We start from the raw sequence: 12,837 nt of genomic DNA, 5'->3' as shown, positions 1-12,837 counted from the left end.
ACAAAATAAAAATGACAAATAACGATATATTTAAAAAACTACGTGTTGCACTACAACTGCGTGATGACCAAATTACTGAAATACTAGAATTAGTCGATTTTAGAATTTCAAAAGGAGAAGTTGGAAATTTTTTTAGAAATGAAGAACATCCAAAATATGTGGAATGCGGTGACCAAATTTTACGTAACTTTTTAAATGGATTAGTTATCTATTTAAGAGGTACAAAAGAAAATCCAAAAAATCCATTAGCCGTAATTAAAAGTCATTCGGAAAATAAAATTCAATTTAAAAAAGAGTTTGATACCAAATCAGTTGCAGAGAAAAAAAACGTAACACCGCAAAAAAATACTAAACCAAAATTTGGTAAACCAAAAAACACAAAAACCAATCCAGTAGAAAAATTTACTTATAAACCCGGTAAAGCAAAAAAATAATTTTTGTTTTACACATCTTTATGTAATCTTGTTTTTTTTAAAATTATAAAGCAATTAAATAGCTTTGTAAATATTTAAAAACCAACCTTTTCAAGTAACTTAGTTAAGGTAAATTTACAACAGGATTAACATGCGTAAAACAGCACTTCTATTTTATTTTTTTAGTCTTATTTTTTGCATAGGATGCGACAAAATTGATGAAGAAGAAGCAACAAAAGTAGTCGATAATTTTTATAAAATACATGATCAAAATGATAATGATTTTAGAAAAATGGATACACTATTATTGTCTAGAGACTTAATTGATTTAATTAGAAAAACAAAAAAAAGAGAAGAACAAGAAATTGAACTTATTAAAAATAGCGCCTATCCTACCGACAAACCTTTCACAGTGGATGGAGATTTATTTACTCGAGTAAACGAAGGCATTTACAACCATAAAATTCTTGAAGTAAAACTTTTCAAAAATAAAATTAAAGTCTTAGTTGAGTTCAACAATAAAACGTATAAAGAATTAACTAATTATGCAGATGTCATACTTATACCTGATAATGGATGGAAAGTTGACAACATTATTTTTAAAAAGTATGAAGGAAACAAAAGTATTCAAGAGGACTTAAAAAAATATATTTACGATACTAAACTAAATTTTGTTTCTACTAATTAATTTAAAGTTTTAAAATAACGCAATAATACTTTATCGTTTTCTTTCTCTGGCGTAAATACTTCTAAAATACTTGGCGTTGACTCAGCTATAAAAGTATTCCAAACGGAATCAAGTGTTTCAAAATCACAAGCCTCAAAATAAGACAAACCATACATTTTTGCCATATACTCAGCGGTCAATTCATGTGAAGTCTCAAAGTATGTGTTAAACGTCGCTGTTTCTTCATGTCCTGGAAGAATTCTAAATATTCCTCCGCCACTGTTATTTAGTATTATTATTTTAAAATTACGAGGTATGTAATTGTTCCACAGGGCATTACTATCATAGAAAAAACTAATATCACCTGTTAACAAACAAACGGGACTGGTCGCTTTTACAGCGGCACCTATAGCCGTGGAAGTACTTCCGTCAATACCACTTGTACCACGATTACAATATATGCTTGTAAGTGAAGAAAAATCTAATAGTTGCACATAACGTATAGCTGAACTATTACTCACTTGTAATTGAAAATGATTTGGTAAATGCTTACTTATATACTCAAAAACTTTAAAATCAGAAAAAGGCATTTCTTTTAAATAAGTATTATGCTTTTGTACTTTTTTATTCCAAATTTCTAAAACAATAGATGCATAATCCGATTGTTTTTCTAGTGGATGTGCATATAATTGAGCTAAAAATCTATTTGGATGTGTTACAAAATGTTCTTTTAAGGCACCAAAAGTATCATATGCTCGTAATTCATCTACATGCCAATGAGCTTGTGGCTGAAACTTTCTTAAATAAGATTTGATACGTTTAGAAACTACCATTCCGCCAAATGTGAGCAAAATTTCTGGTTTTAAAATAGTTAATTCTTCCTCATTTAAAGGAGTAATCAATGTGTCAATTTTGTCAATAAATTGAACATGATGCAAATTAGATGATTTTTCTGTAAGTACTACAACCGAGGGATCCGAAGCAAGATCTTGAATAAGTTTGTTAGAAATAGAACTAGGTGCTAATTCTCCAACTAATACCATTTTTTTTGAGGCTAAATGCCATTGCTCTTGAAACGATTTATCAAGCACAAAAGCTTCTTCTTTTTGTATTAAATCAACTAAAACAGGAGCTCCATGTAGAAATTCAGTTGTTTCATATAAAGGTTCTTCAAAAGGAACATTAATATGTACCGGCCCTTTTTTTGAAACAGCATAAAAAATAGCTTCTTGTATTTTTAAATCATTTTCTTCTGAAGCTTCTTCATTTAAATTAGCATTATATATGGAATGATTTGCAAATACATTTTCTTGACGTATCGTTTGTCCGTCTCCGATATCTATTTTACTCTGCGGCCTATCTGCTGAAACAATAAGTAGTGGAATTTGACTATAAAATGCTTCCGCAACGGCAGGGTAGTAATTTAATAGTGCAGAACCCGATGTACAAACTACAGCAACGGGTTGTTGTAATTGCTGTGCCATTCCTAAGGCAAAAAATGCAGCACAACGTTCGTCAACAATACTGTAACAATTAAAAAATGGATTAGCAGTAAATCCAATGGTCAAAGGTGCATTTCTTGACCCTGGTGAAATTACGATATGTTGGACTCCTTTTTGTTTAAATATCTCAATAAGATTTTGCGCTAAAGGAATTTTAGGATACATCATTTTATTTATTCTGAAAGACAAAGTTACAAAGTTGAAAAGGTTTTTCTTATTTTTACAACTAAAATTATTCTAAAAAATGGAAATTCTCGTTAGAGCATATGAAACTCAAGATTGCTCAGCAATATTAGATATCATCAACGATGCTATTTTACACTCAACCGCTTTGTATGACTATAATCCTAGGACACTAGAAAATCAACTTGCCATTTTCGATGATAAATTAAAAAAAGGATTTCCCATTTTAGTAGCTACACTAAACGGACAACTAATAGGTTTTGGTTTTTACAGTGAATTTCGTTTCAGAGAAGCCTATAAATTTACCGTTGAGCATTCTGTTTATGCCCATAAAAAAGCAATAGGAATAGGCGTTGGTAAAGTTTTATTAACCGAATTAATCAAAGTAGCTAAACAGCAAGAACTACACACCATGATAGGTGTAATAGACTCAGAAAACACAAATAGTATTGCTTTTCACAAAAAATATGGTTTTGAAGAAGTGGGGTTTATTAAAGAATCAGGGTACAAATTTAATCGATGGTTGCATTCCGTTATTGTACAGAAAATGCTTTAAAATTAGTCACAGTGTTCAGTCGCAGTCAACATAATACTGAACACTGAGACTGAGACTGTTCACTATATTATTTCCCTTCAATCCAATTGATGATTTCTGCGTCATTAGGGAGCGTTCTTGGCGAAATTACTTTTACTAAATGTCCGTTTTCATCAATCAAATACTTTTGGAAATTCCATTGTACTTCACTGTCCTGTAATCCATTCTTAACTTTTTGCGTTAAAAATTGATAAATGGGATGCATATCATTCCCTTTAACCGATATTTTTGCCATCATAGGAAACGTTACACCATAATTCTTTTTGCAAAACGTTGCTATTTGTTCATTCGTTCCTGGTTCTTGAGCGCCAAAATTATTTGCTGGAAAACCTACAATAACAAAATTTTCATCTTTATATGTTTCGTAAACCGTCTGTAATTGTTCATATTGAGGCGTTAAACCACATTCAGAAGCCGTGTTTACAATCATAATTTTTTTTCCTTTTAATGAAGTAAAATCAAATTCAGCTCCAGCTAAATCTTTTACTTTAAAATCGTAAATGGTATTTGTGCTCATTATAGTATTTTCATTTTGTTTTGAATGGTTAATTTCTGAAACAATTGCCATTTTTGGTGTTTGCGAACACGCGAGTAAACCAATAAAAAGCGGCGCGAAAAATGTTACTATTCTCATACTATTTATTTTTTATAAAATTTTTGATATTTCCAAAAAGCTATTACTGCAATTAGAACAACAACTAAAGCAATATACACGTATATTTCTACAGCCTGTTTTTCACCCGTAGCATAAGAATGCATACCACTTAAGTGAAAATTCACTCCAAAATAAGTCATTAAAATACTTGCAAAAGCAAAAACACTCATCACATTATAAATCCATTTACCACGTAAAGCAGGTACAAATCGTGCATGAATCACAAACGCATACACCATAATACTAATTAATGCCCAAGTTTCTTTTGGGTCCCAACCCCAATAACGTCCCCAACTTTCATTTGCCCATTGTCCCCCTAAAAAATTACCTATTGTTAACATGACAAGTCCCACAGTCAATGCCATTTCATTAATATAAGTAATTTCTTGAATGGTTAAATCCATTTTTTGCTTGTTTTTTGCATTGGTAAAAATCATTAAAAACAACGCCACTAAGCCCAAAATCATTCCTAACGTAAAAGGTCCATAACTCGCTACAATAACCGCTACGTGAATCATTAACCAATACGAATTTAAAACAGGTTGTAAATTTCCGATAGCTGGATCCATCCAATTCCAATGTGCTACCATTAAGATAATGGCTGTAACAAAAGCAGTTGAAGCGACTGTTAATTCAGACTTTCTTCCAAAAGCTAAACCAAAAAACATTGTTGCCCATGCTACATAAATCATACTCTCATACGCATCAGACCACGGTGCATGACCCGAAATATACCATCGTATAAGTAATCCTCCTAAATGCATTAAAAATAATAATCCTATAATTATATGCGAAGCTTTAGTTGCTATGGCCACCCATCTCTTTTTACTAAATATTTTCCAAATCACAAATAGGAACATCAAGACACCTGCATATAAATACCATGAAAATAACTTCTTAAAAATATCATATTTATTATACAGAATTTCTGTATTGATTTTTTCCTCTGACAACATCACTTTTGCGCCAAATTTCTTTTGATAATCGCTAATTCCTTTCAAAAGTTGGTCGACCACTTTATAGTTTTTAGTTTGTGTGGCGTTGACACATTCATTCAGATAAAAGGGTAAAGCATTCTTAACAATATCTAAAGGAGTATTTGTGGAATGATTAAGTTCTAAATAAGAAACCCATTTATTATTTTTATCCTTTGGCAAAGGAAACACTTTCAAAATTTCACCACTCAAGGCTTGATTAAGCAATCTAACTTTTTTATCTGCCTCTATAAAATCTTTTTGAAACTGATTGGGTATAGACACTTTGTAAGCTTCTTCTATTTGTTTTTCAATTTTATAATTGCCTTGCGCATCAAAGAAATTAATCATTGAGGCATATTTCGCTTCTTTATCTATTCCTAAAAGATTACGAATACTATCATTCCCCTTCTTCAAATAAATTAAAGGCACATGCACCCAATATTGAGGAAATTGATTCATGGAAATAAATACTTGATCTGAAGTAAAACCTTCAAACGTATCGTTCTTTGATACTTTTCGAAGTAATTCTGATGAGAACGTATTAATAGGTTTCATTCTTCCTCCCTCATCTTGAATAACTAGTTTACCAAACTCAGCTGCTTTTTCTTCGGGAATACTATATTTTTTAATGTATTTTAAAGCTTCTTCAGAAGACGGCATTTTTTGCACTACTTTAGCATCATGAGCATGTATAGCACTATGTTTTTGGGCCATTCCAACAAATGAGAAAAATAAAAAAAGCATGGTTAAGGCGCTCTTTTTGCCTCTCACTTTATCTAATTTTTTCTTTAAATCTGCAAAGCGAGTATTTTTATCAAAAAGTATAGCCATTAAAGCAAAGTACAATAAAAAATAACCAATATAAGTAATCCAAGTTCCCCAAAAGTCATGATTCACAGACAAATGTGTACCTTGTTCATCAGGATCAAAACCTGCCTGAAAAAATCTAAACCCGCGATAATCTAAAACATGATTCATGTATACACTATCTTTAACCGTTGTATTCTCTTGTGTATCTTGTATTTGAATTTTACTTTTAAAAGAAGCGTAACTCTTTTCTGTTCCTGGATATTTTTCCGCAATAAAATCATCTAATTTTATTGAAAAAGGCAATTGATGAATTTTACTTCCATAAAGCAATGTAAATTCTAACTCACCTAATTTAAAACTTTTAGGCTCACTTTGTTTTCCTTTTTGACCAAATAACGTAACTAATTCTTCTTTTCCTTCAGAAGTCACTTTTAAAACAACTGCATCGTCTGTGTTTTTATCTTTGTAATTGTCATCAGATTGCAATTCTAAAGTTCCTTTTACAGGTAATTCTGGTAAAACAAATTGAATACCACCTACATTATATAACGAACGGAATTGTAATTCAGACAAGCTATTCGCTTGAACAACTCCTTGTTTTTTATCTGCCATTCGCATATAATTACCTTCAAATGGCGTTTGTATAGTATAGCTATCTTGTTTTGCAGTAATATTAATGGCGCCAGGTGTTGCTTTATTAAATGCAAATAATAGGTTTGAAATATTTTTTACTTCTCCATCTAAAAGAAAATGCTCTTTTCTATTTCCTTGACTAGCTTCTACTAACTTCAAATAAGTTTTTCCATTTGGATTTGGTTTAAACGTTTGTTTAGCATTTAAAAAAAATTCTTGTAGGTCAATGGTAAAAGGTTTTCCATCAAAATCATCAGAAATTGTTAACGAATTTTTTACTGCTTTAGAAAAAAGTGCTTGTTTTTCAATCGTTTTTCGTTTCATTTCACCTTTGTAGTTGCCATCAACAAAAGCAGTAATATGAGGCATGTCAGAGTATACAATATTCGAAGTAGCTCCTTCTCTTACTAACAACATACCTTCATAACTAATATATCGTGTAACAAATGCACCAATAATTATAAATATAAAAGAAAGGTGTAATAAAAGTGTGGCCCATTTTTCTTTCTTATACAACTGATATCTTTTAATGTTTCCAAAAAAGTTTATCACAAAAAACACCATAATTAATTCAAACCACCAGGCATTATAAACTAAAATTCGAGCGGTTTCAGTATTGTAAGCATCTTCAATAAATGTTCCAGCAGCCATTGCAGCGGCAAAAACAATAAACAAAATGGCCATTAAACGTGTAGAATAAAACGGTGCGAGTATTTTTTGTAACATAGTATAGTTGCTTTTTTAAAAACCAATGCAAAGGTAATTATTTAAGAAGAAATTTTGGTGTATTTAACAAACCTTTGTAGAATGTTAGTTAGAAAAGTAGTTTTATAGATTTAACTTCAAATTCTTGTATAGCATCATCTTCAAGTTGTATCTGGAGAAATCCTGTTTGGGTTACTTTCCGAATGATACCCATAAATTGAGTTCCATCTTGTTTTTCAAAAGCAGCAGGCTGTTTACATTTAAATAAATATTTATGGTAGCTTTCCCAAAAAAAAGAAGATCCCTGACTTTGAAATTGAACTAAGTTTAATTCAAACTGATGTAAAAACTGACGTAACAACACTTCAATATCAACAGTTATTCCTGATATATTTTTTATTGAAGATGCTTGAGGTAACCCAGAAAAATCATCTTGATTTACATTTATGCCAATGCCAACAATAGACAAATATTCACCTGCACTTTTAATACTATTTTCAATCAACACACCTCCTATCTTTTTTTGGTCTGCCAAAATGTCGTTTGGCCATTTTATAGCTAATTTTGGTAAATTAAATTCTTTTAACACCTCAATAAGCGTTACAGCTACACAAACATTTAAATCAAACACTTCGTTTATATTTTTAAGAACATCTTTAACCAATACACTGAAAGTTAGATTTTTATCTTGCTCAGAAATCCAACTTGCCCCCATTTGACCTCGCCCATTCGTTTGATTAGTAGTCCAAACTACAGCCAAATTTTCCACAGTCTTTTGCGATACCAATTCCTTTAAATAAGAATTTGTTGAATCAATGGCACTGAGTTTGATAATATACATAGTAAGATTTTTTGTTAGTACTTAACTTTGTTTCAAAAGTAAAAACAAAAAATGATACCTTTGCAAAAAACGAAAAAATAATAGATGACAAAAAAAAATAACAGTATAGATGATTTACTAGCAAGTATAATCAAAGGAATTGAAGATGTAAAAGGGTTAGATATAGATATATTAGACTTAAGAGGAATTGACAATAGAGTGTGTGATTATTTTGTAATTTGCAATGGTACATCAAACACACAAGTTAATGCTATCGTAAATTCGGTACAAAAAGGTGTTTCAAAGGAATTAAAAGATAAGCCTTGGCACGTAGAAGGAACAGACAATGGAGAATGGGTATTAATGGATTATGTAAGTATTGTAGTTCATGTATTTCAAAAACACATTAGAGAATATTATAACATCGAGAGTCTTTGGGGTGATGCTAAAATCACATCATTAGAAAATAAATTTTAAGCACTTATGTCAGAAAACAATAAACCAAAAATTAAAGTATACAAAATTGGTCCTTGGTTTTTTCCAACACTAATTATTTTACTCTTCTTAGCCATCAATTTTTTTGATAAAAGCTTTTCATTAGGCTTTCCTGAACCTATATCAATTTCAAAATTTGAAGAATTAGTTCAAAAAAATGAGATACAGGAAGTTGTGGTTTATAATGACAAAACAGCTGAAATTGTTTTGAATCAAAGAGGACTTGCAAATCCCCAACTTAAAAAAAACCAAAATAGTGTTTTTAAATCAACCAATAAAACGGGTCCGCACTACGTAATTGAAAGTATTGGTTCCGCTGAATTGTTTCAAAAAAAATTAGATGAAGCAAAGGCGAAAAAATTATTAGCAAACTATAATTTCAAAACAACGAGCGACTGGGGAGAAATTATCACTTTCTTGCTGCCAACATTCTTAATCATTGGGTTTTTCTATTTTATGTCAAGAAGAATGGGAGGCGGTGCCGGCGGTGGCGGACAAATATTTAGTATAGGAAAATCTAAAGCTAAATTATTTGATGAAAAAAATGACACACGAGTTACATTTGAAAATGTAGCAGGATTAGAAGGTGCTAAAGAAGAAATTCAAGAAATTGTAGAATTCTTAAAAAACCCTGAAAAATACACAAGTATAGGTGGAAAAATTCCAAAAGGAGCACTTCTAGTAGGTCCTCCAGGAACAGGAAAAACATTATTAGCTAAAGCAGTAGCTGGCGAAGCTAGAGTACCCTTCTTTTCATTATCTGGTTCTGATTTTGTAGAAATGTTTGTAGGTGTGGGTGCATCACGTGTGAGAGATTTATTCAAACAAGCGAAAGAAAAAGCGCCTGCCATAATATTTATTGACGAAATTGATGCCGTAGGTAGAGCGAGAGGAAAAAATAATTTTTCAGGTGGTAATGATGAACGTGAAAATACACTGAATCAATTATTAACGGAAATGGATGGTTTTGGTACAGATACCAACGTTATTGTTTTGGCAGCAACAAATAGAGCTGATGTTTTAGATAAAGCCTTAATGCGTGCAGGACGTTTTGACAGACAAATTTATGTGGATTTACCAGATATTAGAGAACGAAAAGAAATATTTGAAGTACATTTAAAAAACATTACCAAATTAGAAGAATTAGACACTGAGTTTTTAGCCAAACAAACTCCTGGTTTTTCGGGTGCAGATATTGCTAATGTGTGTAATGAAGCAGCATTAATTGCCGCGAGAAAGGATAAAAAAGGTGTAAACAAACAAGATTTTCTGGATGCCGTTGACCGAATTGTTGGTGGTTTAGAAAAGAAAAACAAAATTGTTACTCCTGAAGAAAAACGTGCAATTGCCATTCATGAAGCTGGACACGCTACAGTAAGTTGGATGTTACAATATGCGGCTCCATTAGTAAAAGTAACGATAGTACCTAGAGGACAAAGTTTAGGAGCAGCATGGTATTTACCTGAGGAAAGACAAATTGTTAGAACAGAACAGATGCTTGACGAGATGTGCGCAACTATGGGTGGTCGTGCAGCAGAAAAAGTAGTTTTTGATAAAATTTCAACTGGCGCTTTAAGCGACTTAGAAAAAGTAACTAGACAAGCAAGAGCTATGGTAACTATTTATGGTCTTAATGACAAATTAGGAAATATAACCTATTATGACTCTACTGGTCAAAGTGATTATAATTTCTCTAAGCCTTATTCTGAAGAAACTGCCAAGGTAATTGATAGTGAAATTTCAACGCTAATTGAAGAGCAATATCAAAGAGCCATTACAATTTTGACAGAAAATAGAGAAAAATTAGAAGAATTAGCTTCCATTTTAATTGAAAAAGAAGTGATTTTCAAAGATGATTTAGAAAATATTTTTGGAAAAAGACCTTTCGAAATAGCAGAAGAACCTATAATTGAATAAAATTTAGTTCGAAAATGAAAAAATCTTAGTTCAAATGTTTTTTGGAACTAAGATTTTTTTATATTTGGAAGTTAAGAATCATTTAGAAGAAAAACATGAATATTTTTAAAAAAATATTTGGTACTCAAAGCGAAAATGAAAATCAGGAGAAAATAGACAATAAAAGTCAATTTTTGCCAGACGAAATATTACCTGTTGACGAATTGTTTACTTTCAAATTCAGAGAAAATGGCGGTAAATTCATATATTGTGTAAACATAAATGAAGTACACGAAAACTTTGAAAATATTTTAGAAGAAAATGATTGGTTTGAAAGGGATGTTTGTTGTTTTGACAGTAGATTATATAACTTTTTAGAAGAAAACAAACTAAACTTTACTGACATTCAAAATCCTTCATTTTTCTTCACTTCTTGTGAAAATCTAATTGCAGATGAAGGTTCTATTCTTTTTTCTTCAAAACAATTAAAGCAATTTAAAATAGACGAGTTACCTGCGAATGTTGTAGTCTTTGCATCAACTAGTCAAATATTAATGTCAAAAGGCGATGGGTTAAGAAGTATTAAATCTAAATATGACAAGGAATACCCAACAAATATTACGGCTATAAAATATTTTGAAAAAACCTCAGAAGATGATTTTTTAAATTATGGAAGTTGTCACAAAAATCTTTACCTACTCCTACTAGAAGATTTATAAAATGAATGAAACTTTAACTCGAACCCTGTCAGGAGCTGTTTATGTAGCTCTATTAGTTTTTTGCACACTTTTTTCGTCAGTTAGTTTTTATATCATTTTTACTATTTTTATGTGTTTGAGTATTTTTGAATTTTCAAAAATGACAAATTATAAATACCCTTATATATTTATAGGCTTAGGCACCTTATTAGCCTTAGCTGTTTTTATAGCGCCTCCCTCTCCTATCCAATTTACATATATAAGTATTGGGTGCTTTTTGTATAATTTACTGTTAATTACTAATTTATTTAAAAACAAGTCCTTTACGCAAAACCATAAAACATATAGTCACTTATTTTTATACATAACGCTTCCTTTTATATTATTACTTCTTCTTCCTAATTTCAAAAGTCCTGCAGAATACAAAATTGTTATTTCCATATTTATTCTAATTTGGTGCAATGACACTTTTGCTTATCTAGTTGGGAAAACGTGGGGTAAAACAAAACTATTAGAACGTGTTTCACCAAAAAAAACGATAGAAGGCTTTATTGGTGGACTATTATTCACTCTTTTAGCGGGAATCATAATTAGTTATTATTTTACTTTTTTTAGTGTAACTTTGTGGCTTATTACAGCTCTATTAGTTGCTTCATTAGGTACTATTGGTGATTTAGTAGAATCTAAATTCAAAAGAGAAGCTGGAATTAAAGATAGTGGAAACATTATGCCTGGCCATGGCGGCATTTTAGATCGATTAGATAGTGTAATTTTTGTTACACCTTTTATATATTTATTTTATTTAATTTATTTTTACTATGTTTCATAAAGAAGGAGCTAAAATAATCTTATTTTCAACGTTTTTCTCAACAGGCAGTATTTTTATACTTGATTATTTTTTAAATGATACCTATCCCGTATTATGTAAAATTTTCCAACTTATAATTGTAGCTTTTTTAATCTTGATATTACAATTTTTTAGAAACCCAGTAAGGAAAGCAGACAATAGTGACAAGCACATCTTGGCACCCGTTGACGGTAAAGTTGTAGTTATTGAAGAAGTATATGAACCAGAATATTTTAAAGACAAGCGCTTAATGGTTTCTATATTTATGTCTCCAATAAACGTACATGTTACTAGATATGCTGCAAATGGAATAGTTAAATACAGTAAATATCATCCAGGAAAATATTTGGTTGCTTGGCATCCAAAAGCCAGCGAAGAAAACGAAAGAACGACAGTAGTTATTGACAACAGAATATATGGTGAAATTCTATATAGACAAATTGCTGGGGCATTAGCACGTAGAATTGTTAATTATGCCCAAGAAGGAATGCGCGTAGTACAAGGTCAAGACGCAGGTTTTATCAAATTTGGTTCAAGAGTAGATTTATATTTACCCATTGGCACTCCAATAGAAGTAAAATTAGGTGATAAAGCCATTGGAAATAAAACTATCATATCAAAATTATCTTAATGTCAAAAAAAACATTAGACGAATTATTCCACGAAGCATTGGAAAATGCTAATAAAATACCAAAAGAGAGTGTTCCTCAAGACATTCAATTGGTATTATATGGCTATTACAAGCAAGGGCTTTCAGAAACTATAACACATTCACATTACGGTTTAGAACCAAATGACTTAAGAAATGCATTTAAAATAAATGCATGGATGCAAGTCAAACACATTTCTCCTGACGAAGCAAAAGAAAAATACATTGAAATTATAAATCAATTGTTAAAAGATAGACAGTAATGTATATCTTTTTTTAATTTTGTAAAGAA

The 12,837-nt window shown here is 30.9% G+C and carries 13 protein-coding genes; 9 read left to right on the top strand and 4 right to left on the bottom strand.

Annotated elements, in window-relative coordinates; all coding sequences use genetic code 11:
• The first annotated feature begins 11 nt into the window (after positions 1–11).
• Positions 12–434 carry a DUF1456 family protein gene (locus tag RF683_RS03145; RefSeq protein ID WP_309532763.1) on the top strand — a complete coding sequence of 141 codons (423 nt, stop codon included), beginning with the start codon at positions 12–14 and terminating at the stop codon, positions 432–434.
• A 130-nt stretch (positions 435–564) separates the two neighbouring features.
• On the top strand, positions 565–1,101 hold the full coding sequence (locus tag RF683_RS03140) for a hypothetical protein (RefSeq protein WP_309532762.1): 537 nt from the start codon (positions 565–567) through the stop codon (positions 1,099–1,101).
• On the opposite strand, the gene menD is transcribed toward RF683_RS03140, so the two are convergent.
• Positions 1,098–2,750, bottom strand: coding sequence for a 2-succinyl-5-enolpyruvyl-6-hydroxy-3-cyclohexene-1-carboxylic-acid synthase (menD, locus tag RF683_RS03135; RefSeq protein WP_309532761.1), 1,653 nt, complete (start codon positions 2,748–2,750; stop codon positions 1,098–1,100). The genes RF683_RS03140 and menD overlap by 4 nt on opposite strands.
• Before the next feature lie 76 nt (positions 2,751–2,826).
• Between menD and RF683_RS03130 the strand changes: the two genes are divergently transcribed.
• A complete protein-coding gene (locus RF683_RS03130; RefSeq protein WP_309532760.1) occupies positions 2,827–3,321 on the top strand; it encodes a GNAT family N-acetyltransferase in 495 nt (164 codons plus the stop codon).
• A gap of 67 nt (positions 3,322–3,388) precedes the next feature.
• On the opposite strand, the gene RF683_RS03125 is transcribed toward RF683_RS03130, so the two are convergent.
• From RF683_RS03125 to RF683_RS03115, 3 genes are all read right to left on the bottom strand, one after another.
• Positions 3,389–3,928 carry a glutathione peroxidase gene (locus RF683_RS03125; protein ID WP_408733692.1) on the bottom strand — a complete coding sequence of 180 codons (540 nt, stop codon included), beginning with the start codon at positions 3,926–3,928 and terminating at the stop codon, positions 3,389–3,391.
• A 71-nt stretch (positions 3,929–3,999) separates the two neighbouring features.
• A complete protein-coding gene (gene ccsA / locus RF683_RS03120; protein ID WP_309532757.1) occupies positions 4,000–7,161 on the bottom strand; it encodes a cytochrome c biogenesis protein CcsA in 3,162 nt (1,053 codons plus the stop codon).
• A gap of 88 nt (positions 7,162–7,249) precedes the next feature.
• Positions 7,250–7,981, bottom strand: a complete 732-nt coding sequence (locus RF683_RS03115) for a biotin--[acetyl-CoA-carboxylase] ligase (RefSeq protein ID WP_309532756.1) — start codon at positions 7,979–7,981, stop codon at positions 7,250–7,252.
• Positions 7,982–8,065: 84 nt separating this feature from the next.
• Between RF683_RS03115 and rsfS the strand changes: the two genes are divergently transcribed.
• The 6 genes from rsfS (at position 8,066) to RF683_RS03085 (ending at position 12,808) form a co-directional block, all read left to right on the top strand.
• Positions 8,066–8,437 carry a ribosome silencing factor gene (gene rsfS / locus RF683_RS03110; RefSeq protein ID WP_309532755.1) on the top strand — a complete coding sequence of 124 codons (372 nt, stop codon included), beginning with the start codon at positions 8,066–8,068 and terminating at the stop codon, positions 8,435–8,437.
• A 6-nt stretch (positions 8,438–8,443) separates the two neighbouring features.
• Positions 8,444–10,372 carry an ATP-dependent zinc metalloprotease FtsH gene (gene ftsH / locus RF683_RS03105; RefSeq protein WP_309532754.1) on the top strand — a complete coding sequence of 643 codons (1,929 nt, stop codon included), beginning with the start codon at positions 8,444–8,446 and terminating at the stop codon, positions 10,370–10,372.
• Between the two features lie 95 nt (positions 10,373–10,467).
• Positions 10,468–11,070: a lactate utilization protein B/C gene (locus RF683_RS03100; RefSeq protein WP_309532753.1), complete on the top strand. Its 603-nt coding sequence runs from the start codon at positions 10,468–10,470 to the stop codon at positions 11,068–11,070.
• A gap of 1 nt (position 11,071) precedes the next feature.
• Positions 11,072–11,878: a phosphatidate cytidylyltransferase gene (locus RF683_RS03095; RefSeq protein WP_309532752.1), complete on the top strand. Its 807-nt coding sequence runs from the start codon at positions 11,072–11,074 to the stop codon at positions 11,876–11,878.
• Positions 11,868–12,527 (top strand): phosphatidylserine decarboxylase family protein, encoded by a 660-nt coding sequence (locus tag RF683_RS03090; protein ID WP_309532751.1) that lies wholly within the window; start codon positions 11,868–11,870, stop codon positions 12,525–12,527. Before RF683_RS03095 ends, RF683_RS03090 begins: the two co-directional genes overlap by 11 nt.
• Positions 12,527–12,808, top strand: a complete 282-nt coding sequence (locus tag RF683_RS03085) for an acyl-CoA-binding protein (RefSeq protein ID WP_309532750.1) — start codon at positions 12,527–12,529, stop codon at positions 12,806–12,808. The genes RF683_RS03090 and RF683_RS03085 overlap by 1 nt, the downstream gene beginning before the upstream one ends.
• The last annotated feature ends 29 nt before the right edge of the window (positions 12,809–12,837 follow it).

The sequence above is a fragment of the Flavobacterium sp. 20NA77.7 genome, from assembly GCF_031326205.1.
GTDB lineage: Bacteria > Bacteroidota > Bacteroidia > Flavobacteriales > Flavobacteriaceae > Flavobacterium > Flavobacterium nakdongensis.
This window is presented reverse-complemented; position numbering and strand designations above follow the sequence as displayed.

What these genes read in the sequence shown, in the direction of transcription:
- RF683_RS03145 (WP_309532763.1), top strand. Translation starts at nt 12, where the DNA reads ATGACAAATAACGATATATTTAAAAAACTACGTGTTGCACTACAACTG.
- RF683_RS03130 (WP_309532760.1), top strand. Translation starts at nt 2,827, where the DNA reads ATGGAAATTCTCGTTAGAGCATATGAAACTCAAGATTGCTCAGCAATA.
- RF683_RS03100 (WP_309532753.1), top strand. Translation starts at nt 10,468, where the DNA reads ATGAATATTTTTAAAAAAATATTTGGTACTCAAAGCGAAAATGAAAAT.
- RF683_RS03140 (WP_309532762.1), top strand. Translation starts at nt 565, where the DNA reads ATGCGTAAAACAGCACTTCTATTTTATTTTTTTAGTCTTATTTTTTGC.
- rsfS (WP_309532755.1), top strand. Translation starts at nt 8,066, where the DNA reads ATGACAAAAAAAAATAACAGTATAGATGATTTACTAGCAAGTATAATC.
- ccsA (WP_309532757.1), bottom strand. Translation starts at nt 7,161, where the DNA reads ATGTTACAAAAAATACTCGCACCGTTTTATTCTACACGTTTAATGGCC.
- RF683_RS03125 (WP_408733692.1), bottom strand. Translation starts at nt 3,928, where the DNA reads ATGGCAATTGTTTCAGAAATTAACCATTCAAAACAAAATGAAAATACT.
- RF683_RS03085 (WP_309532750.1), top strand. Translation starts at nt 12,527, where the DNA reads ATGTCAAAAAAAACATTAGACGAATTATTCCACGAAGCATTGGAAAAT.
- RF683_RS03090 (WP_309532751.1), top strand. Translation starts at nt 11,868, where the DNA reads ATGTTTCATAAAGAAGGAGCTAAAATAATCTTATTTTCAACGTTTTTC.
- menD (WP_309532761.1), bottom strand. Translation starts at nt 2,750, where the DNA reads ATGATGTATCCTAAAATTCCTTTAGCGCAAAATCTTATTGAGATATTT.
- ftsH (WP_309532754.1), top strand. Translation starts at nt 8,444, where the DNA reads ATGTCAGAAAACAATAAACCAAAAATTAAAGTATACAAAATTGGTCCT.
- RF683_RS03095 (WP_309532752.1), top strand. Translation starts at nt 11,072, where the DNA reads ATGAATGAAACTTTAACTCGAACCCTGTCAGGAGCTGTTTATGTAGCT.
- RF683_RS03115 (WP_309532756.1), bottom strand. Translation starts at nt 7,981, where the DNA reads ATGTATATTATCAAACTCAGTGCCATTGATTCAACAAATTCTTATTTA.